The sequence below is a fragment of the Tautonia plasticadhaerens genome, assembly GCF_007752535.1.
In the GTDB taxonomy this organism is placed as follows: domain Bacteria; phylum Planctomycetota; class Planctomycetia; order Isosphaerales; family Isosphaeraceae; genus Tautonia; species Tautonia plasticadhaerens.
In genome coordinates, this window is record NZ_CP036426.1 from 6705847 (window position 1) to 6724524 (window position 18678).

The 18678-nt window shown below is 67.5% G+C and carries 25 protein-coding genes; 19 read left to right on the forward strand and 6 right to left on the reverse strand.

Annotated elements, in window-relative coordinates; genetic code table 11:
* Nucleotides 1-112: 112 nt before the first annotated feature.
* The gene (locus ElP_RS26665) at nt 113-2323 is read left to right on the forward strand and encodes a sigma-70 family RNA polymerase sigma factor (protein WP_145275442.1); all 2211 of its coding nucleotides are present in this window, start codon (nt 113-115) and stop codon (nt 2321-2323) included.
* Between the two features lie 77 nt (nt 2324-2400).
* Here the strand turns inward: ElP_RS26665 and ElP_RS26670 are convergent, their stop codons facing one another.
* Complete coding sequence (locus ElP_RS26670) at nt 2401-2757, reverse strand: DUF4159 domain-containing protein (protein ID WP_145275444.1); 357 nt, start codon at nt 2755-2757, stop codon at nt 2401-2403.
* 66 nt (nt 2758-2823) lie between these two features.
* Nucleotides 2824-3477 carry a hypothetical protein gene (locus ElP_RS26675; protein WP_145275446.1) on the reverse strand — a complete coding sequence of 218 codons (654 nt, stop codon included), beginning with the start codon at nt 3475-3477 and terminating at the stop codon, nt 2824-2826.
* A gap of 392 nt (nt 3478-3869) precedes the next feature.
* Between ElP_RS26675 and ElP_RS26680 the strand changes: the two genes are divergently transcribed.
* The 6 genes from ElP_RS26680 to ElP_RS38725 all read left to right on the forward strand — a co-directional run bounded on the left by ElP_RS26680 (nt 3870) and on the right by ElP_RS38725 (nt 8907).
* Nucleotides 3870-4979, forward strand: a complete 1110-nt coding sequence (locus ElP_RS26680) for a sulfotransferase family protein (protein WP_145275448.1) — start codon at nt 3870-3872, stop codon at nt 4977-4979.
* Nucleotides 4980-5345: 366 nt separating this feature from the next.
* On the forward strand, nt 5346-5717 hold the full coding sequence (locus ElP_RS26685; RefSeq protein ID WP_145275450.1) for a DUF1257 domain-containing protein: 372 nt from the start codon (nt 5346-5348) through the stop codon (nt 5715-5717).
* Nucleotides 5714-5911 (forward strand): DUF2997 domain-containing protein, encoded by a 198-nt coding sequence (locus ElP_RS26690; RefSeq protein ID WP_145275452.1) that lies wholly within the window; start codon nt 5714-5716, stop codon nt 5909-5911. The genes ElP_RS26685 and ElP_RS26690 overlap by 4 nt, the downstream gene beginning before the upstream one ends.
* Before the next feature lie 77 nt (nt 5912-5988).
* Nucleotides 5989-7488, forward strand: a complete 1500-nt coding sequence (locus tag ElP_RS26695) for an AAA family ATPase (RefSeq protein WP_145275454.1) — start codon at nt 5989-5991, stop codon at nt 7486-7488.
* A gap of 76 nt (nt 7489-7564) precedes the next feature.
* Nucleotides 7565-8530: a hypothetical protein gene (locus ElP_RS26700; protein ID WP_145275456.1), complete on the forward strand. Its 966-nt coding sequence runs from the start codon at nt 7565-7567 to the stop codon at nt 8528-8530.
* 2 nt (nt 8531-8532) lie between these two features.
* Nucleotides 8533-8907 (forward strand): hypothetical protein, encoded by a 375-nt coding sequence (locus ElP_RS38725; protein ID WP_197446397.1) that lies wholly within the window; start codon nt 8533-8535, stop codon nt 8905-8907.
* 6 nt (nt 8908-8913) lie between these two features.
* On the opposite strand, the gene ElP_RS26710 is transcribed toward ElP_RS38725, so the two are convergent.
* The 4 genes from ElP_RS26710 to ElP_RS26725 all read right to left on the reverse strand — a co-directional run bounded on the left by ElP_RS26710 (nt 8914) and on the right by ElP_RS26725 (nt 12041).
* Nucleotides 8914-9486, reverse strand: a complete 573-nt coding sequence (locus tag ElP_RS26710; RefSeq protein WP_145275458.1) for a hypothetical protein — start codon at nt 9484-9486, stop codon at nt 8914-8916.
* Between the two features lie 286 nt (nt 9487-9772).
* Nucleotides 9773-10831, reverse strand: coding sequence for a serine/threonine-protein kinase (locus ElP_RS26715; protein ID WP_145275460.1), 1059 nt, complete (start codon nt 10829-10831; stop codon nt 9773-9775).
* The gene (locus ElP_RS26720) at nt 10828-11367 is read right to left on the reverse strand and encodes a cupin domain-containing protein (protein WP_145275462.1); all 540 of its coding nucleotides are present in this window, start codon (nt 11365-11367) and stop codon (nt 10828-10830) included. Before ElP_RS26720 ends, ElP_RS26715 begins: the two co-directional genes overlap by 4 nt.
* A gap of 71 nt (nt 11368-11438) precedes the next feature.
* Nucleotides 11439-12041, reverse strand: coding sequence for an RNA polymerase sigma factor (locus ElP_RS26725; protein WP_145275464.1), 603 nt, complete (start codon nt 12039-12041; stop codon nt 11439-11441).
* A 261-nt stretch (nt 12042-12302) separates the two neighbouring features.
* Here ElP_RS26725 and ElP_RS26730 point away from each other — a divergent pair, with 261 nt between their 5' ends.
* The 12 genes from ElP_RS26730 (at nt 12303) to ElP_RS26785 (ending at nt 18648) form a co-directional block, all read left to right on the forward strand.
* Nucleotides 12303-12626, forward strand: a complete 324-nt coding sequence (locus ElP_RS26730) for a thioredoxin family protein (RefSeq protein ID WP_145275466.1) — start codon at nt 12303-12305, stop codon at nt 12624-12626.
* Between the two features lie 408 nt (nt 12627-13034).
* A complete protein-coding gene (locus tag ElP_RS26735) occupies nt 13035-13538 on the forward strand; it encodes a hypothetical protein (RefSeq protein ID WP_145275468.1) in 504 nt (167 codons plus the stop codon).
* Between the two features lie 44 nt (nt 13539-13582).
* Nucleotides 13583-14035, forward strand: a complete 453-nt coding sequence (locus ElP_RS26740) for a hypothetical protein (protein ID WP_145275470.1) — start codon at nt 13583-13585, stop codon at nt 14033-14035.
* A gap of 16 nt (nt 14036-14051) precedes the next feature.
* Nucleotides 14052-14285, forward strand: a complete 234-nt coding sequence (locus tag ElP_RS26745) for a hypothetical protein (RefSeq protein ID WP_145275472.1) — start codon at nt 14052-14054, stop codon at nt 14283-14285.
* Between the two features lie 26 nt (nt 14286-14311).
* The gene (locus tag ElP_RS26750) at nt 14312-15163 is read left to right on the forward strand and encodes a hypothetical protein (protein WP_145275474.1); all 852 of its coding nucleotides are present in this window, start codon (nt 14312-14314) and stop codon (nt 15161-15163) included.
* Between the two features lie 21 nt (nt 15164-15184).
* Complete coding sequence (locus tag ElP_RS26755) at nt 15185-15457, forward strand: hypothetical protein (RefSeq protein WP_145275476.1); 273 nt, start codon at nt 15185-15187, stop codon at nt 15455-15457.
* Nucleotides 15458-15485: 28 nt separating this feature from the next.
* Complete coding sequence (locus tag ElP_RS26760) at nt 15486-16049, forward strand: helix-turn-helix domain-containing protein (RefSeq protein ID WP_145275478.1); 564 nt, start codon at nt 15486-15488, stop codon at nt 16047-16049.
* Nucleotides 16050-16068: 19 nt separating this feature from the next.
* Nucleotides 16069-16611, forward strand: coding sequence for a hypothetical protein (locus tag ElP_RS26765; RefSeq protein WP_145275480.1), 543 nt, complete (start codon nt 16069-16071; stop codon nt 16609-16611).
* A 3-nt stretch (nt 16612-16614) separates the two neighbouring features.
* A complete protein-coding gene (locus ElP_RS26770; RefSeq protein WP_145275482.1) occupies nt 16615-16884 on the forward strand; it encodes a hypothetical protein in 270 nt (89 codons plus the stop codon).
* A gap of 38 nt (nt 16885-16922) precedes the next feature.
* The gene (locus ElP_RS26775) at nt 16923-17228 is read left to right on the forward strand and encodes a hypothetical protein (protein WP_145275483.1); all 306 of its coding nucleotides are present in this window, start codon (nt 16923-16925) and stop codon (nt 17226-17228) included.
* Nucleotides 17225-18052, forward strand: a complete 828-nt coding sequence (locus ElP_RS26780; RefSeq protein ID WP_145275485.1) for a metallophosphoesterase — start codon at nt 17225-17227, stop codon at nt 18050-18052. The genes ElP_RS26775 and ElP_RS26780 overlap by 4 nt, the downstream gene beginning before the upstream one ends.
* Before the next feature lie 149 nt (nt 18053-18201).
* On the forward strand, nt 18202-18648 hold the full coding sequence (locus ElP_RS26785) for an HNH endonuclease (RefSeq protein WP_197446398.1): 447 nt from the start codon (nt 18202-18204) through the stop codon (nt 18646-18648).
* Nucleotides 18649-18678 lie beyond the last annotated feature (30 nt).

Sequence of the window (18678 nt, forward strand, 5' to 3'; positions counted from 1 at the left end):
TGGACCATAACTCTCACGGCAGTTTAGGCTTGGAAATTCTCCCGGGAAACCCGTGAGGGCGGGCCCTCCTCCGGGCAGTACATCGGGATTGGGCATCCAGGGGGACGAGGCGATGGCGAGCGGAGATGCGGGCGTCCTCCGGCAGGTCCAGGCGCTTTTCGGCGTCGGGACGGTCGTCGGGATGACGGATGCCGAACTCCTGGGGCGGTTTCTCACCCGGCATGGGGATGCCGCCGAGGTCGCCTTCGAGGCGATCGTCCGGCGCCACGGGCCGATGGTGCTCCGGGTCTGCCGGGACGTGCTGGGCGACCCGCACGCCGCCGAGGACGCCTGCCAGGCGACCTTCCTGGTGCTGGCCCGCAAGGCCGGCGGCATCGGCGGGCGGGAGCGGCTAGGCAACTGGCTCTACGGGGTCGCCTATCGGACCGCCCTGAAGGCCAGGGCCGGGGCCGCCCGGCGGCGTCGGCACGAACAGAAGGCCGCCGAGATGGTCCCCGAGGCCCAGGCCAAGGAGCGGAACCGGCACGATTTCGCCCCGGTGCTCCACGAGGAGATCGGCCGCCTGCCCGAGAGATTCAGGGCCCCGGTGGTGCTCTGCCATCTGGAGGGGCTGAGCTATGCGGCGGCGGCCGGGCACCTCCGGGTGACGGAGGGCACGGTGCGGGGGCGGCTGGCCCGTGCGCGGGTCCTGTTGCGGGATCGGCTGGGCCGCCGGGGGGTGGCGCCCGCCGCTGGGCTGGGGGCCTTGGCCTCGTCCCGGAACGCCCTGGCCGTCCCCGCCCCGCTGATCGAGGGCACGGTCCGGGCGGCGATGCAGATCGTGACGGGGAGGGTGGCACCGGCCGGGGCGGTCTCGGCGGCGGTCGCCACGCTCACGCAGGAGGTCTTGAGGGCGATGACCATGATGAGGCTCAAGGGGATCACCACGGGGCTGCTGTTCATCGGCGGGCTCGTCTCGGGGGCGGGATGGCTGACGCACCATGCCCTGGCGGATCGGCCCGAGGGGCAGCAGGAGGGGCAAAAGGCCGTACCGGCCGTCGAGGTGCCCGACCGGGACGAGGGAGATCGCCGGGTGATCCTGGGGACCTGGACGACGGAGATCGTCATCCCCAGGGCCGTCGACGGCGAGCCTCAGCCGCCGCTGAGGCTGGAGGAGACCTGGGTCATCACGGGCGATCGGATCGTCACAGCCCAGGACGAGGAGGCGCTCAAGGTCGGTGCCGTCCACGAGTCGGTCTACCGGTACACGCTCGACCCCGATGTGACCCCCAAGGCCATCGATCTCACCGAGCCCGGCTGGGGCACCTTCCCGGGCATCTACGAACTGGACGGCGACCAATTGAGGATCAGTTACGGCGTCGGAGAGCGTCCCACCGAGTTCACCCACGACGACCAGCGGGGGCCGTTCCTCAAGACCCTCAAGCGGGTCAGCCCCGACCCCCGCCCGGTCACGCCGCTGTTCGCCACCGCACCGGGAGGCTCCTGGGCGATCCATCCCGACGACCCGGGTGGGGCGACGGACAAGCTGACCAGCACGATCGGCGGGGTCGTCCTGCTCACCGAGGACTCGCCCGACGGCTCCCTGCAAGTCACGCTGGCCCATCCGGTCGATCCCGGCGCCGGGCCGAGGCCGGAATACCGCGCGGTCGCCTTCGACGAGGACCGGAGGCGTTACCTCCTGGAGCCGACCCTCGGTGGCACCGGCGGCAGTGCCCGAGGAGGCGTGCGGGTCTCGCTCCAGCGGTTCCGCATGGACCCGGAGGTCCTGCCAGAGGAGGAGATCGCCTACCTGGGCGTCGAGATCGTCACCCCCGGGGCCCTGCTCATGGAGGCCGATCGGGCGTTCGAGCGGGCCGAGGCCGCCGGGGTCGAGGTGCTGCCGCCGCCACGGGTCGGGGAACCCTTCGAGTTCGCCCTGACGACGATGGACGGCGAGGTGGTCCGCTCCGAGGACTTGAGGGGCAAGGTGGTCCTGATCGACTGCTGGGCCTCGTGGTGCTCGCCCTGCATGGCGAAGATGCCGGGGCTCAAGGCCCTGCACGAGCGCCACGACGGCGGGTTCGAGATCGTGGGCGTTTGCTTCGACAAGGATGCGGAGAAGGCGAAAGAGGCGATCGAGTCGCTGGGGATGACCTGGCCGCAGGTCCTCGTGCCGGACGACGAGGAGGTGCGGCGCCTGTGGTCCGAGGGCTCGATGATCGACGGCCTGCCCCGGCTGCTGGTGCTGGACCGGCGGGGCGTCCTGCGGGTGGATTGCGCCCCGGAAGAGGTCGAGGAGCAGGTCGTCCGGCTGCTCGGGGAGCCGGGGCAGCCGAAACCGTAGTGGGCCGGGGGTGGCCTCGCGTGCCCCTACCCAGCCGGGCCGATCCGGGCCTGGAGCATGCCACACCCGGGACCCGATCAGTTCCCGGGAGCCCGCCCCTGGTTCGCTCGGGTCAGGGCGTAGACGATGGCGTTGATGCCCATCGGGAACGCCTTCAGCGACATCTCCCGAGTATAGCGCTCGTCAACGCCGACCCGCTCCCAGCCGTCGCCCAGGTCGGTGTTGTGGCAGATCAGCACCATCAGCCGGCCACCCTCGTCCGAGATGCCCAGGTATTGCGCCTCGACGGCATCGCCGAGGCCGGGTTCCGCCCCCGACAGGAAGCTGTGGATGCTCCAGACCTGCGGCTTCTCCCGGAGGTCGAAGGCGCAATGGAAGATCGGATGGTCCGGGGGCAGTTCCTCGGGTTCACGGCCGGGGAGGACGACCACCATATCCCGTGACGGACACGCACCTGCATTGCTTCGCCGGGACGGAAGGCCCCGCTTGCCGTACCACTTTCAAACCGCCCCCGAGACATCAATCCCATAATTTGATGTAAACTTTCGCTTGAACATCAGTCGCAGATTCTCGTTTGAGGGATCGGGATCAAGCAATTGGGCGATGTAGCTCTCATAAACCCCTTCCAACTTCCTGAATAGGCGGATAGGGTCCACAAAGACGGAGGAACAATCGGTGCCGTCGGCGTAGACAGCGTGACCAGCGGCAACGTACCGGACGATCCCAGGCTCGGGGTTGATTGCTGCATAGGGTGGGATGTGGGCCTCATGAACGATACCACATCGGAATCCGGAGTATAGCACGTCCGCACCGGTCACGAGGTCCGGCCTAGTGGGACGCCTGATAGGAGCCGGAAGATTCGGCGCGAACTCAGGCAATTTCCTCTTGACGAAATCGACATACATCGAGGCACTCGATTCGGCCGCTCCCTTCTCAAACTGAGCGAGCATGTCAATCAACAAGCAGTCGATCGCCATGACTGAAAACGCATTATGCCAGTCGGAGGCAAGGTTGCTACCAGGTCCGATGTACCAGTCGGTTATCCTATCCATGAATGCGTACACTACTGAGGATAATTTCGACCAGTCGATCTTCACGTACAGGGTAGAGCGGCTGAAATGGCGGTCCGGTGCCTGCACTGGCCTGTGAAACATGGTTCTCCTCTCCCGATAGTAATGCTTTTCCGAGGGACATTGAGGTTAGATTCCGACGCAGACGCGATAGAGCGGCCAATTATCGCGCCTCGTCTGTTCGTTCTGACGACACACATTTAATGAGGAAAATTGTATATTATCACCTGGTTGCTGTCGTTGCGAGCTTCTTTGCAAGCGTTCTCGTCTCGTTTGTCGATCATCCTGCGATCCATGTGATATTGCAAGCCAGCCAGGGATTCAAGGAGCCGAGCCAGCCACGAAGGGTTTTCCGGCCTATCTACCCGATTCGATGGACGCCCCCCCCAATGCATCTACGACATGCCGGACCAAGGGACCCTGCGGTAGACTGGCTCCCCGACGCCAGACCGGGAGGACGAGGGGCGAACGGCCCGATGCGAGACTTCCTGAGCCGACACCTCTTCAGCCCCCTCCAGGGGATGACCGCCGGAGCCTGGGCCACGACCCTGCGGCAGAACCGCCTCGCCGTCGGCCCCCCGTACTGGCCCCGGGCCGCCTTCCAGTCGGCAGTCGTCCCGTTTAACTCGGCCATCGCCAGACTGGAGAACGCCGTGCATGGCCGGGCGGTCGAGGCCACCCGGGTCGAGCCACCCCTGTTCATCCTCGGCCACTGGCGGCAGGGCACGACCCACCTGCACAACCTGCTGGCCCGGGACCCGCAGTTCGCCTACCCGACCCTCTACCAGACGCTCTATCCCCGAACCTTCCTCACGACCGAGGGCCTGGTCCCCCGGCTCGGCCGTCCCCTCCTGATGCGCCAGCGGCCCCACGATCACGTCGCCCTGGACTTCGGCGTACCCAACGAGGACGAGATCGCCCTGGTCAACGACTCGGGCCGCTCGCCCTACCTGGCCTGGGCGTTCCCCCGGCACGCCGCCTCCTACGACCGCTTCCTGACGCTCCGGGAAGCCACTGGGGACGAGGTGGCGGCCTGGAAGGCGTCCCTGCTGCGGTTCCTCAAGAAGCTGACCCTCCGGCACGGCAGGCCGCTGGTCCTGAAGTCGCCGCCGCACACCGCCCGCATCCGGCTGCTGCTGGGGCTATTCCCCGACGCCCGGTTCGTCCACATCCGCCGGGACCCCTACGAGGTGTTCCGCTCCACCAGGCACATGGTCGCCACTACGATGCGCTACTGGCGGTTGCAGGAGGCGCCGCCGGGAGGCGAGGACGAGGAGGGTCGCATCCTCCGCATCTACCGGGAGATGTACGACGCTTACTTCGAGCAGCGGGGCCTGATCCCGGCGGGGAACCTGTGCGAGGTGGCCTACGAGGACCTCGAACGCGATCCGATCGGCCAGGTCGGCGCCATCTACGACGCCCTCGGCCTGCCCGGCTTCGAGGCCGCCCGGCCCCGGCTGGAGGTCTACCTCGGGTCGATCGCCGGCTACCTCAAGAACTCGCACCTGGGCCTGCCAGAGCCCCTGCGCCGGCGGATCGCCCGGGACTGGGAGCGGAACTTCGAGGCGTGGGGCTATCCCCGATAGGGCCTGCCTCGCCTTCGGGGATCGTGCTCGATGGTCCCCGATGGGGACGAATCGAACCGATGCGGCCGTCGAGGAACCAAGGACTCTGGCAGTCCGGCGAGATGGTCCCGGCGGGGCAGGTGTTGCAAACGCAACCCCTGGCCGGCTTCGGGTGGCAATGGCGCATTGGGGAATTCCCCAACCTGATCCAGCCATCGGGGCCGAGCACGGATGGGCCCGAGGCTCCCCGGTCGAGGTTGAGGCCGGCAGCGTATGCGATCCGCTTCCTCCCGGCCCCCATCTCGAACGACATCCCCGAGAGTTAACTCGTATCCGGACACTGCCCCCCAGCGGAAGACGAGCACCAGCAACCCGGGGCTACCAACATTGAGCCACATCGTCACGATCAAGACCGAGGTGCGGGACGCCGAGGCGGTCAGGGCCGCCTGCAAGCGGCTGGGCCTCGACGAGCCGGTCCACGGTACCGTCCGACTCTTCAGCGGCGAGGCCACCGGCCTGCTCGTGAATCTGCCCGGCTGGCACTACCACGCCGTCGCTGACCTCGCTACAGGTCAGATCAACTTCGACAATTACGAAGGCCAGTGGGGCGAGCAGCGGCACCTGGACGCCTTCGTGCAGGCGTATGCCTTGGAGAAGGCCAAGATCGAGGCCCGCAAGCGGGGCCATTCCGTCCACGAGCAGCCCCTCCCCGACGGGTCCATCAAGCTGGTGATCCAGGTCGCCGGAGGTGTCTCGTGAGCAAGGTCATCGAGATCACCGTCGGCCCCAAGGGCGAGACCAGGGTCGTGACCAGGGGGTTCGCCGGGGCCGAATGCCGGGTCGCCAGCCAGTACGTTGAGCAGGCCCTCGGGAAGCGAACCGCCGAGCAGATGACCGCCGAGTTCTACCAGGGCCAGCAGCAGGCCAGCCAGGACCTCCGGCAGTCGAACTGATCACCTCCGGGCCGTGGCCCCCTCCTACGGCCCTCTCCCCATCTTTTGTTTACACCTTCGAGCATCTGGAGCACGTCATGACGCTCGGCGAGCGCCTGTCGGAGTACGTCCGCGCCGCCTTCTCTGGGGTCTGGATTCAGTCCCACGAGCACGACGACGCCATCCTGGAGATCGCCCAGGTCGCTCGGGAGAACGGCTGGGACCTCGTGACCTGGGATATCGACCGGGGCTTGAGCATCAACGGTCAGGTCCCCAATTCGGACATTACGCCCGCCGCCGCCGACCCGCTGTCGGCGGTCAAGGTGCTGAACTCCCTGGGTATTCCCGGCGGCACGACCATCCTGGTACTCCGCAACTTTCATCGGTTCCTGGGGTCTGCCGAGATCGTCCAGGCTCTCGACTCGGCGATCAGTCAGGGCAAGCAGGCCGGGAAGATCATCGTGATCCTGTCGCCCGTGGTGCAGATTCCGGTCGAGCTTGAGCGCCTCTTCGCCGTCGGCGAGCACGACCTGCCGGGCCGGGACCAACTGGACCAGATCGCCCGGGGGATCGCCACCGAGCCGGGGGAACTGCCGGAGGGCGACAACCTGTGCATGGTGCTCGATGCGGCATCGGGCCTGACCCGGATGGAGGCCGAGAACGCCTTCTCGCTGTCCCTGGTACGCCATGGCAAGGTTGTCCCGGAGACCCTCTGGGAACTCAAGAATGGGATGCTCAAGAAGTCCGGGCTACTGACTTTGCACCGGGGCGGCGAGACCTTCGACGACCTGGGCGGTCTGGAGGCACTCAAGGCGTTCACGAAGAGGGCCCTGACCGGTGGCCGTCGTGGTACGGGGGTACGACCTCGGGGCGTCCTGCTCCTGGGCGTGCCGGGCACCGGGAAGTCAGCTTTTGCGAAGGCGCTGGGGAATGAGACGGGACGCCCGACCCTCGTCATGGATGTCGGTGCCCTGATGGGAAGCCTTGTAGGCCAGACCGAGGCTAACATACGCCAGGCGTTGCGGGTCGTTGATGCGATGGCCCCGGCGATCCTCTTCGTCGACGAGATCGAGAAGGCGTTGGCCGGGGTCCAATCCTCGGGCCAGACCGACAGCGGGGTCGGTGCCCGCCTGTTCGGCACCCTCCTCGGTTGGTTGAACGACCACGAATCCGATGTGTTCGTCGTCGCCACGAGCAATGACATCTCCAAGTTGCCCCCGGAGTTCAGCCGGGCCGAAAGATGGGACGGGACGTTCTTCCTCGACCTCCCCGGCCAGATGGAACGGCTCGGCATCTGGGACCTCTACATCAACAAGTTTGGCCTGAACCCGGACCAGTCGTGCCCGATCGACGAGGGCTGGACGGGGGCCGAGATCAAGTCGGCATGCCGCCTGTCGGCCCTCCTGGACGTACCCCTGGTCGAGTCCGCCCGGAACGTGGTCCCGGTCTCTGTGACGGCGGGCGAGTCGGTCGAGCGGCTCCGCAACTGGGCCAGTGGGCGCTGCCTGGCGGCCGATCGGCCGGGAATCTACGTCCGCAACCAGGGAGGGATGCTACCGCCCGGCAACCCGTCGCACTTCAACCCCTCGATGAACTGATCCGGCGGAACTTGTCCGGGAACCCTGCCAGGCGAACGACGAACGCAAAGTTGGATTGACACCACGGAGGTTACCGATGGACGCCCTTCTCGACGTACCCCGGAGCAACGCCCGGAGCAACCAGTCTACTGCCCAGAACCTCCGGGCCAACATGGCGGCGGTGCGGGTGTCCTTCACCTGGATGGGCACGAGGAAGACCCTGACCCCGGAGCAGCGGGCCCAGGCCGCCCAGCCGTTCGAGGCCGAGGGCCAGTACCTCTCGGCCGGCAAGAAGCTGCTCGACACCAGCCATTCCGCATTCAAGGCCGTGACGGCGATCCGGGGCAAGATCGCCTCGACCTGGAAATCGATGTCGCTGCCGTTTCCCGAGCCGGGGGTACGGCTGATCCGGCAGGACGAGGTGGCTAATTTCTCCTTCCTGATGACCGACTACCGGGCCGAACTCGCCGATGCCGTCGCCAACCTCGACCGGCACTACAGCGAGTTGAAGGTCGCCGCCGCCGAACGCCTGGGGCGCCTGTTCAACCCCGGCGACTATCCGGAGACGCTGGTCGGCCTGTTCGATGTTTCGTGGGACTTCCCCAGCGTCGAGCCGCCGGACTACCTCCGGGAGTTGAACCCGGCCCTGTACGAGGCCGAACGTGCCCGGGTCGCCGCCCGGTTCGACGAGGCCGTCCAGCTTGCCGAGTCGGCCTTCCTGGAGGAGTTCGGCAAGCTGGTCTCCCACTTGACCGAGCGGATCGGCGGCGTCGGGGAGGATGGCAAGCCCAAGGTCTTCCGGGACTCGGCAATCGGCAACCTGGGCGACTTCTTCGACCGGTTCAGAAATCTGAACGTCCGGAGCAACGAGCAACTGGACGAGTTGGTCGCCCAGGCCCAGCGGGCGGTACGGGGCATCGGTGCCCAGGACCTACGGGACAGCGGAGACCTCCGGCAGCGGGTGGCGACCGAGTTGAACCGGGTCCAGTCGGCCCTGGACGGTCTGATGGTCGATCGTCCCCGTCGTCGCATCATCCGGCCGTCCAAACCCAGCGAGGTGTAATCGTGTATTTGATCATCGAGCGGGACGGGTCGGTCCGGGGCATCTACGGCGAGGAGATTGCCCTGGATGCCCTCGGGCAGCCGAAGATCACCAGGGCCAGCCACGTCGAACCGGACGACCAGGGGCGCTGGCTGGCCGACCTGTCACCCGTCGGGGGGCCGGTGCTTGGCCCCTTCGACGGGCGTTCGGAGGCCCTGGAAGCGGAGGTGGCCTGGCTGGAGGAGCACTGGCTGGAGGCCCGGAGGGAGGCCCGGTTTCCGATCCGCCGTGCCCCGGGCCATGCGGCTCCCCTGGCTGCTCGACCGATCTCTGAACGCTGGGGAGTCACCCGAGGAGCCGTAGTTCAGGGTCACGAACTGGACCGATGCGGCGATTAGGCTGGGCTATTCGTATTCCGACATGGCTAAGCGCAACCCGTGTCTTACCATATCGTCGAACCGGGACCTTGAGTGGTGCTGCCCTGCAAAGTCGAATGACTGAACAGCGAAGATCACTTCTCGTAGCTCATCAGGCTCACTCCGGGCGTACTTTGTAATCGGGACCAACTCTTTATCCAAATGATATAAGCTGATGCCAAGTGCCTCCGCTTCTCGGACTGCCCCCGATTGGAAACCGATGGTTGTTACGATCGAGCCCTTGGCCCGACCGACGCCGATGCCCTGAATCTTACTGTGCAGTTCATGCACTGTGCCGATCTCGACTTCGCGTTTGCTCTTTTGTTTGCATTCCCAAAGCCAGATGAGGAAAGGATCGGTTGAACCCTGCCGAAACGCCTCAAGTGAAACCTCGATTCTTATCGCGTTACCTGATGCACGGCTATGGTAAGTGGCGTTGCGTCTGACTTGGACATCAGCAGTGAAGGGGAAGTAACCCCTCGTTACCGCCGAACGAACGGCGTTGTAGACTTCATCCTCGAAACTCCTCCAAGGGATGCCTTCATCAAGCGGTTCGCTCACCGAAAACCTCGGGCTATACACCACCTAAATCAAAATGTGCAGGAGAAATGCGAGCACAATTCCTTGTCGTCCGTGTATTGTCCCCCGTCTGCCCGATCATCCCGAGTTCTTTGAGTCGTAGCAAGCGCATCTCGGGGATAGACGGACGATAAGGGGGCGGCAACCATGCCCAGGCTGCCGCAGTCAGCAGGTCTGATGAGGACGGATGTCTTCCAGGATACCCCCATCTTGCGGGGGAAGCAGCGAAGCCGAGCACCTCTTCGACCGCTCGCCCCTGACCCCTCGGCTACCCGCCACCGATTGAATTGAGGGCCAGGAGGAAGTTTCGCAGGTCGGCGGCCAGGCGATCCGCCGACAGGTAGCGGTCCTCCGGGCCCTTCGCCAGGCACCGCAGGCAGGCCCGCTCCAGCCCCTCCGGCACGCCGGCCTCGATCGACCGGGGCGGGGGCGGTTCACCGCCGACGATCTGCTCCCGCAACGCCACGGGATCGCTGTCCCGGAACGGCCCCCGGCCGGTCAGCAATTCATAGAGGACGACCCCGAGGGCGTAAAGGTCGGCCCGCCGATCGACCAGCCCGCCGCCCAACTGCTCCGGCGCCATGTAGGGCAGCGTCCCGGCGGCGTCCACGTCTTCCAGCAGGTATGCCTCGGCCACGGCGATGCCGAAGTCGGTCAGGTAGGCCCGAAAGGCGGCGTCGAGCAGGATGTTGGACGGCTTGATGTCCCGGTGGATGAAGCCCCGCTCATGGGCGTGGTGCAACGCCTCGGCGACCTCGGCCACGATCCGGGCCGTCTCCCGATACGAGGGGCGGTCGATCCGGAGCCGTCGCGCCAGGTCTTCGCCGTCGATCCACTCGCTGACGATGAAGCAGGTCGGCCCCTCCCGGCCCACGTCGTAGACCGGCACGATGCCCGGGTGCCGCAGCCGGGCGACCTTTCGGGCCTCGACCCGGCACTGGTCCACCTCGGCCCCGGTGACCGGCCGATCCACCCGGGGGACCTTCACGGCCACCGGCCGCTCCAGCCAGGTGTCGAAGCCCCGGAACACCCGCCCGAAGCCGCCCTCTCCAATCAGGGCGTCGAGCCGATAGCGGTCGGCCATCGTCCGGGGCAGGTCGCTGCCCGTGGTCACCACGGCCGCCGGGCCGGGGGAAGTCGTCGGGTCCACGATCGGCTCGTCGAGCCAGGCGACCTGCCCCAGCTTCTCGACCTGCCGCCGGAACGCCTCCAGGAGCCCCGGGGCATCGGCACAGAACTCCTCCGGTGTCGGGGCCTGGCCCCGTGCCCTGGCCTCCTCCCAGCGGACGATCCGGTCGAGCAGGGCGTTGCGGTCCGGTATCGTCATCGGCCTCCCCCCGCCGCCCCCGGGGCCGGTCCCGTCGGTCCTCCGGTCGGGTCGGAACCGGCCCCGCGCGGGGAGTCAGCCGGCGGATGCTCGTCGGCCGAGGAGCCCTCGAAGACCTCGTAGGGCGAGGCCGACGGCCAGCGGGGCAGCAGGGGCACGAGCATGACCCCGCCGACGACGACCAATTGCAGCACCCCCGTCCCAGTGTTGAAGACCCGGTGCTGGACGCCGGGGCGGTTCAGCACGGCACAACCGGGAGAGATCGGGCAGCGGCGCCCGTCGGACTCCAGTTCGCCAGAGCCGCGCACAACGTAATACACCTCCTCGCAACGGTGTCGGTGCAGCGGAGAGTGATGGCCAGGGTCGATCTCGACGACGCCCAGGCAGAGGGTCATCGCGTCGAAACCGGTCTCCGGGTAGATCAGCTTCAGGTCGCGCACGCCGCCGTGGGCCTGCTCCATCGCCGAGCCGCCCAGCCGCTCCTCGGGCCGGATGACGACCCGTGGTCCTTCGTCCCTCTCCCCACCCTCGCCCATCTCGCCTCCCCACGTCTCCCCGGCATTCATCGACGACGAACCGGGTATGAGGTCGCCGACCCGCACAGGGGTCATTCGCTCACCGGAAGCTCCCCGTCCAGGGCGTCCCGGATCAGCAGCCGGGCCGAGGCCCACCGCCGCTGGACGGTCTTGGTGGCCACCCCCAGCGCCTCGGCGGCCTGGGCGTGGGTCTTCCCCTGGTACCAGAGCAGGTCCACCACCCGGCGTTCCTCCTCGGGCAGCCGGACGACCGCCTCGTGGAAGGCCGCCCAGCCTTCCAGCGACTCCGGCCTGCCGGTGCCGTCGGCGACCCCGGCCAGCCGCCCGTCCGGGCCGGCGCCATCGGTGTGGTGGTTGGCCCCGAGCCCCTCGGGTCCATGGTAGCGACGGGCCAGGTCGATCAACTCCCGACGAAGCTGGGCCGCCGACAGGTGGTCGAAATGCGGCACCGACTCGGGCCGGACCTCGGCCAGGCTGCGGTGCAACCGCACCAGGGCCGCCTGGAGCAGGTCGTCGGTCTGCTCCCAGCGATGGACGTGGGGATAGCGCCGGAGCATGAGGCGGGCCAGGGCGAGGAACCGCCGCTGGGCCAGCCGGATCAGGCCCGCGCGGGCCTCGCAGTCGCCGGCGCGGAGCCGCCCCAGCAGGTCGTTCGCCTCGGTCGTCTCGCCCATTGGATCGCCCTCGCCGCCGGCCCCGGCATGGGGCACCCCCATCTTAACTCATCGGCCCGATCCCGGCAGCCGCACCCCAGGACGGGGGGCCCCGGCGCTCGGCGGTGAACCCGTCCACGAACCCTCCCGCCCTGAGCGATCCGGAGGTCGCTGTCCACCGGGGCGGGCGCCTCTCGCATTCACTGAAGGCGTTCAGCGCCGGGTTATGCCCGGCGTCCCACGGTTCAGACCCAGGCCAATCGACTCGAAAGGACGACGACCATGACCCGAGAGATCAGCCAATCCGAGTACGAAACCGAGGTGCTCGGCTCCCCCATGCCGGTGCTGCTGGACGTGTACGGCGAGCACTGCCCACCCTGCCGGACGCTGGCCCCGGTCCTCGACCGGCTGGCCACCCAGTACGAGGGCCGGGCGAAAGTGCTGAAGGTCGAGGCCGGTGCCAATCGGGACCTGGCCGGCGGCCTGGGCATCTCCTCCGTCCCGACGGTCGTCTCCTTCCGGGGTGGTAACGAGGTGGGCCGGTTGGTCGGCCTGCGGCCCGAGTCGGCCTACCGCACGCTGCTGGAGCAGGCCGGGGTTCAGTAGACGGGCGCTCGGGGTCGTCGTGCCGACCTCGCCGACCCCGCACCTATCTCGTCCAAGGACCCTCCCGACCAGAAAGATCATCAGGCCATCAACCTGGAGGAGCCCCCCCTGGAGCACGAGACCGATCTTCTCGTCGAGTCCCACGGTACGCTCGTCCTGGTCCACCCCATCAGCGACCTGGGCCGGGCCTGGCTCGCCGAGCACTGCCCCAAGGGCAGCGAGCACACCTACGTCGGGGACGCCCTGGTCGTCGAGCACCGGTACGCGACCGGCCTCGCCGAGGGCGCCGCCGCCGACGGGCTCCTGGTGTCGTGATCCGTCAACGTCGGCCGACCGAGACCGACCCATCCCCGGCCTCGCCCGTGTCCGGGTACCGCAAATCCCAACCAGCAACCCGAGGAGCTTCCCATGTCGGTCCGTGCCATGGTCTGGTTCCAGGGCAACGGCCAGGACGCCAACGAGAAGGGCACCTACGTCTTCGCCCACGGCGGCGGCGACCCCGAGTGGATCATCCCGATGCTCCTGAAGGCCCACGACCTGGGCCGGACGCCGGTCAAGGGCGTGGCCTGGCCCGATCGGGAGTACGACGAGTCGTGGAAGATGGGCCGGGCCGGGTACGCCGCCAGCCTCTTCTGCTCGGCCGATCCCAAGGGCCTCCAGGTTGATACCTACCCGCTCCTGGACGAGGGCCGCCTCTACGGCGACCTCGACTACCTCTACGTGGTCCGGCCCGTCGTCGGCGACGACCGCCGGTACACCTGGCATGTCGAGGTCCGGGTGCCAACCCGGGCGTTCCTGGACGAGCCGATCCCCGAGAACACCCGGGTCCTGGCCCGCAGGCAGCCGGTCGCCAAGCTGGCCCGCTACTACCGGCGGAAGGCCGAACGGCGTCGGTCTGCCCGGGTCGCCTGAGCCTGACCCACTTCCATCGGACGACGCACCATCGGAGGCGTTCCATGAAGGTCTACAAGGGACGATTCGAGACCCATCGGGTTGGTACGAAGCGACACCCACGCCATGTCATCGGCGACGAGCAACTCCGGGACGATTTCCGCCTCTACGCAGGGGAGGCCGGCTCCAACTGGACCCGAGACGGGCGACGGGCCCGGCTGTACTACCGCAGGGAGGACGCCGAGGTCGACATCGAGGGGATCGCACGCCGAGACCCGCTGCTGGAGCCCGAGGACCGCTACACGTTGGAGGTCGAGATCACGACCCTCGGGGCGCCCGAGCGGGAGGATGTCGAGCGGCTGCTCCGGGACGCCCTTGCGGTTGGCCTGCGGCGGGTGCGGTTTCGCCCGGATCGGTCGTTCGTCGATTCGCTGGTCGTCATCGACCCGGAGACAGCGAGGTTGCGTCCCTGGGACGGGGCAGCCAGTGACGAGCAACCCGAGCACGGGGCGTCTTGAGCGGGGATGGGCACCGATGGCCGCCAAGTCGAGCCCCGACCCGATCTGCCTGGCCTGTGGCGATCCGCTGGACTATCGGACGGCCGAGACGGACCAGAGGCACGTCGAGGAGCGGCTGACGCTGTGCGTGGCCTGTTACGAGGAGATCGTCCTGGGAATCCTGCGAGTCTGGACCTGGAGCCCCTATCCGCCAGCGGGGGCCGGGCAGGTGGCCAGGCAGCGATGGGGTCGCCGGAAGACCGATTGTTGAAGCTCGATTTCGATGGGGGGACGCCGATGGCAGGGAACCAGGAGATCGACCTAGGAGCCGAGGTCGAGCGAGTTCGAGGCGAGTTGTTTCTGTTCCGGGACGTGATCCTGCCGGTGTTCTACCAGCCAGGCGGCATCAACCCGGTGCAGGCTGCCAGCGGTGGCGCGGGGCTCCTCGCCGAGATCACGCACGAGATGATCGACTGGCAGCGGGCGTCGACGAGGCTGGTCGAGGCGCTCCCCGCCGGCCCGGAAAGTGGCGAGGTGCCCGCACCGGATCGAGACTCCTTCAAGCCATTCATGTTCCAGGAGGCGAGTGCCTCGTACTCGGCCCGGGGCGGCCGGATCGCCTGGCGAATCGCGCCCTACCTGGACTGGGACGTGGCCGCTGCCCAAGCCTTCTGGTACCTGGGGGACGAGTCTCCGGACGACCCGCTGGCGGCGATCCTGGGCGACCTGCACGGCTTCAGCCGCAGGGTCCTGGAACTCCCCGTGGACGGGTCCCCGCTCATGGACATCCTCTGCCTGACGGCCCCGATGGTGGCCGACGCCGACCCGGCCATGATCAGGAGGATGCTCGACCCGGAGACCTATCGCCGCCACATCCGCACCGCCCGTGGCATCACGCCCGAGGCCCGGGAGCGCCGGCTGGGGAGGCTCGACGGGTACTTCCGGCACGCCCTGAACAACGCCCTCCTCCACGCCCTGGGTGGTCTGGCCTGCAACCGCTTCGAGGAGCTTCCGGACCTGCTGGGGCACCCCGACCTGCTGGGCGGGTACACCGAACTGATGCCCCACTACTTGTTCGCCGTGTTGTTCGAGAAGGTGTCGATTCTACATAGGATCGCCCGAGAGAGTCTGGACCCCGGATCACCGTGAGTCGAGCCGTAGGAGGCGATCATGAGCGGGGAGAGGGGACGCTGCCCCGATTGCGACAAGCGGCGGGTCCTGGGGCCGGACGGGATATGCAGGCAGTGCAGCGCCGAGTTCTACCGGGGGGCGACGTGCTCCCGGTGCGACCTGGACCTCGACGACTGGGGGTATTGCCCCAACGATCGCTGCCCGTTCTTCGCCCGCCACCAGGACGAGGGCGGGGCCGACGACGAGCCCGTCACGCCCGAGGAGAGGGAGCACATCGAGCGGTTCGTCCAACGCCGTCGCACCGGGCGATGAGCCGACATCGGGATTCGAGGGATGAGCGATGAGCCACCTGGGCGATTCCTTCCGGCATCGGCGGCTTGAGCGCAACCTGACCACCGGGCAACTGGCCCGGTTGGTCGGTTACAAGAACCTCAGCCGGGGCAGCAATCGCATCCAAGCCTTCGAGGCCGGCGGCAATGTCGCCCCTGACCTGCTGGCGAAGCTCTCCGAGGCCCTGGAGATCGACACCAACGAGGTTCGCCAGTTCGCTGCCGAGGACTACCAGGGATGGCTGGCGTGGGCCGACGAGCCGGTCCGGCCCTACCTCGTCCTTCGGTGGACCGCCTGTGCGTACCAGCGGGTCGAATTGCCCGACGACGCCTTGGAGCTAGAGGCGGCGGAAGCCTTCGCCAGCCGAGTTGCCGTGGAGCGGGGTCTGAAGGTCGCTCTGGTCCTGTCCCGACGCCTGTCCGTCTACTTCGACGCCCGTGGCCTGGCCTATGAGCGGCGGGAGGCAACGCCAGACGTTCCCTGCGTACCGTACGCCGTGTTCGGCGGGCGGAAGTGTCAACTCGACTTTGATGGTGGCGAGGTCCTGCGGCCAATCGACGAGCCGGGACGTTGAATCGGGAGGTTTGACGGAGATGCCGCCGCAACAGGTCCAAGTCTTCGAGAGCCGGATGATCGTTCGAGGGCCGGACGAGATCAAGGGCCAGGTCGGATCGCTCGCATTCATCTACACCAAGTACCCCGACCCGGGCGGCAACCGCTGGTTCGTCCGGCCCGGGTACGTCGGCCACGAGCAGATGACCAACTCGGCTGGGATGCTCCAGGCGTTCTTCGGCCCCGAAGCCGAGGAAATGTACCAGAAGGTCGTGACGATCGGCGATATCTTCGCCCCTGATGAACGGTGCCAGTATTCCCCGACCGGGGCGAAGCGTGAGAACTGGGACTGGTACACAATCCGGCAGTTAGCCAAACGGGAGAACCTCTTCGGTAGGGCCGGCACGCTCTGCGGCCGCCAGGTGGTCATGCTCTGGGGCAACCCACCGGGTTGGGAGGCGATGCTGGTCGAGGTGCTCGGCTATCTTGGGATCGGCCCTGAGAGCGAGGCGGTCGTCGTCGTCGGCAACTCGGCCCAGTACCAGGCCAGGGACTTCTTTGCGACCAACCCCCGAGGAGAATGACCCATGGCGATAGCCGAGTCGGATCAGGGTCACGAGCCCACGATCCTGCCGTTCACCGGCCCCCGCAATCGGCAGGAGGTGGTACGGGGCGACGAACTCCGGAGACGCATCAAGCGGGCCGGGCACGTCCTCGTCCGCTATCGGTCGGGGCCGAACTGGTTTGGCTACGCCGCCGTGACCAAGACAGAGGCGTTGCGGTGCCTGGACCAGTACCCTGCCGAGGCGCCCCACTACGTCGAGGGCCACCAGGACGGGATAGTCCTCGGTGCGTGAGATCAGATTCGGCCGGAGAAATTGATGCGATGTGGGGTATGAACCGGAAGCTGATCGGGGCGGCACTGCTTGCCGTCGCCTGCCTGTCGCTCCTCGGGGCACGTCCGAAAGAGGGGCCCACCGGCCTCTTCGCCGGCCTGGAGGTCGGTCAGGCCGTCGGCGTCAAGGACCTGGGCAACGTCTACGAGGTCACGGTGTTCGAGGGCGGTCACCCCGCCGGGTACGAGGTCACCGAGGTCGGGGCGGATCACCTGGGCGTCCGGGATCATGCCGGCGTCGTCGAACGCCGCATCCCGGTCACCTCGATCAAATCGGTGGCCTGGATGAGGGTCGGCGGGCGATGACCGAGTTGCCAGCTTCGCTGGGGTACCCGATCGTCGCTGTTGGCGACCTGCACGGCCAGCGGCGGGAACTGGAGCGGCTGGTCGGGAGGCTGGAGGGCCTCGACGACTGGCCCCGCTGTGCCATGGTCTTCCTGGGCGACTTCGTGGACCGGGGGCCAGACGTTCGGGGGACGATCGACCTGGCCCTCGGACTGCTCCGACGACCGCCGGGGGGCTCGGCGGTGATGGGCAACCACGACCTGGCGCTCGTACGTGCCGCCCGGCTGGACGACGGCCCGCCCTCGCCCTACTGGGTCGAACGGTACCGGACCAATTACGACTGCCACGAGACGTTCGAGGGCTACCTCGGTCGGGCGGCGATGGCCTGGGGAGCCGCCTGGACCAAGGACCTCGGGGCGCTCCGCTCGGCGATGCCCGAGGACCACCGCCGGTTCCTGGGCTCGCTGCCCTGGGTGGTCGAGGCGCCGGGGCACCTGTTCCTGCATTGCGGCCTGTCGCCCGAGTTGGGGGCGAGCCCAGGGCAGCAGGTCGATGCCCTCCACGGCAGGCAATGGGACCGGGCGTTGCTGAGGCCGATCCCGGGTACGACGACCGAGAAGCTCTGGGAGCCGGAGTACCCGGTCTGGCTGGGGGCCGACCGGGGCCTGGCCGAGGCGCCCCTGCCGCATCCGGGCAAGGTCCAGGTCAGCGGGCACGTCCGGGTACGCAGGCCGGATGCCAACGCCGTCCGCATCCGACTCGATACCAGCGGGGGGGCCGGAAAGCTGACCGCCTGCCTTCTCCGATCTGCGACGGCCGAGCCGGCGTTCTTCAGCAGCCGGTAATCGAACGAGTCGCCCGGAAAATCGGTCCGTACCCCCTACATAGGGGCATGGACAATCAATATCGACTCATCGAAGGATTCCCGGGCTACCGTGTCAGTCGGGATGGCGTGGTTGAATCATGCTGGTTGAAGGCCGGGAATCGCTCACGGTTGACCGAGACCTGGAGGCCGCTGAAGCCGATCAGGAAGCACTGGGGGCACCTCACCGTCAACCTCCACCGTGATGGCATCAAACGCCCCTACTACATCCACCGCCTCGTCCTGGAGGCGTTCGTCGGCCCCCAGCCTCCGGGCATGCTCTGCTGCCACTGGGACGGCAATCCCGCAAATAACAACATCGACAACCTGCGATGGGACACGCCGAAGGCCAACGGCGCGGACACCATCCGGCATGGGAGGCGGAAGTTCGGGGAGCAAGCGGGGTCGAAGCTCAAGGAGGCCGAGGTCCTGGAGGTTCGCAGGCTGTTCGCCGAGGGCGTCTCGATGACGAAGCTCGGAGCAAGTTTCGGCGTCAGCCAACCCATGATCTCGTACATCGTCAAGGGATTGGCCTGGAGGCACCTCCTGCCGGACTTCGACCCGATGAACCCGATCTGAGCCGTAACAGGTGCCCGCAGCAGCTTCCTG

Excerpts from the sequence above, each read along its gene's own strand:
- ElP_RS26750 (WP_145275474.1), top strand. The coding sequence starts at position 14,312 with ATGGCAGGGAACCAGGAGATCGACCTAGGAGCCGAGGTCGAGCGAGTT.
- ElP_RS26740 (WP_145275470.1), top strand. The coding sequence starts at position 13,583 with ATGAAGGTCTACAAGGGACGATTCGAGACCCATCGGGTTGGTACGAAG.
- ElP_RS26680 (WP_145275448.1), top strand. The coding sequence starts at position 3,870 with ATGCGAGACTTCCTGAGCCGACACCTCTTCAGCCCCCTCCAGGGGATG.
- ElP_RS26700 (WP_145275456.1), top strand. The coding sequence starts at position 7,565 with ATGGACGCCCTTCTCGACGTACCCCGGAGCAACGCCCGGAGCAACCAG.
- ElP_RS26670 (WP_145275444.1), bottom strand. The coding sequence starts at position 2,757 with ATGGTGGTCGTCCTCCCCGGCCGTGAACCCGAGGAACTGCCCCCGGAC.
- ElP_RS26735 (WP_145275468.1), top strand. The coding sequence starts at position 13,035 with ATGTCGGTCCGTGCCATGGTCTGGTTCCAGGGCAACGGCCAGGACGCC.
- ElP_RS26780 (WP_145275485.1), top strand. The coding sequence starts at position 17,225 with ATGACCGAGTTGCCAGCTTCGCTGGGGTACCCGATCGTCGCTGTTGGC.
- ElP_RS26730 (WP_145275466.1), top strand. The coding sequence starts at position 12,303 with ATGACCCGAGAGATCAGCCAATCCGAGTACGAAACCGAGGTGCTCGGC.
- ElP_RS26745 (WP_145275472.1), top strand. The coding sequence starts at position 14,052 with ATGGCCGCCAAGTCGAGCCCCGACCCGATCTGCCTGGCCTGTGGCGAT.
- ElP_RS26720 (WP_145275462.1), bottom strand. The coding sequence starts at position 11,367 with ATGGGCGAGGGTGGGGAGAGGGACGAAGGACCACGGGTCGTCATCCGG.
- ElP_RS26770 (WP_145275482.1), top strand. The coding sequence starts at position 16,615 with ATGGCGATAGCCGAGTCGGATCAGGGTCACGAGCCCACGATCCTGCCG.
- ElP_RS26755 (WP_145275476.1), top strand. The coding sequence starts at position 15,185 with ATGAGCGGGGAGAGGGGACGCTGCCCCGATTGCGACAAGCGGCGGGTC.
- ElP_RS26725 (WP_145275464.1), bottom strand. The coding sequence starts at position 12,041 with ATGGGCGAGACGACCGAGGCGAACGACCTGCTGGGGCGGCTCCGCGCC.
- ElP_RS26675 (WP_145275446.1), bottom strand. The coding sequence starts at position 3,477 with ATGTTTCACAGGCCAGTGCAGGCACCGGACCGCCATTTCAGCCGCTCT.
- ElP_RS26695 (WP_145275454.1), top strand. The coding sequence starts at position 5,989 with ATGACGCTCGGCGAGCGCCTGTCGGAGTACGTCCGCGCCGCCTTCTCT.
- ElP_RS26665 (WP_145275442.1), top strand. The coding sequence starts at position 113 with ATGGCGAGCGGAGATGCGGGCGTCCTCCGGCAGGTCCAGGCGCTTTTC.
- ElP_RS26760 (WP_145275478.1), top strand. The coding sequence starts at position 15,486 with ATGAGCCACCTGGGCGATTCCTTCCGGCATCGGCGGCTTGAGCGCAAC.
- ElP_RS26765 (WP_145275480.1), top strand. The coding sequence starts at position 16,069 with ATGCCGCCGCAACAGGTCCAAGTCTTCGAGAGCCGGATGATCGTTCGA.
- ElP_RS26715 (WP_145275460.1), bottom strand. The coding sequence starts at position 10,831 with ATGACGATACCGGACCGCAACGCCCTGCTCGACCGGATCGTCCGCTGG.
- ElP_RS26775 (WP_145275483.1), top strand. The coding sequence starts at position 16,923 with ATGAACCGGAAGCTGATCGGGGCGGCACTGCTTGCCGTCGCCTGCCTG.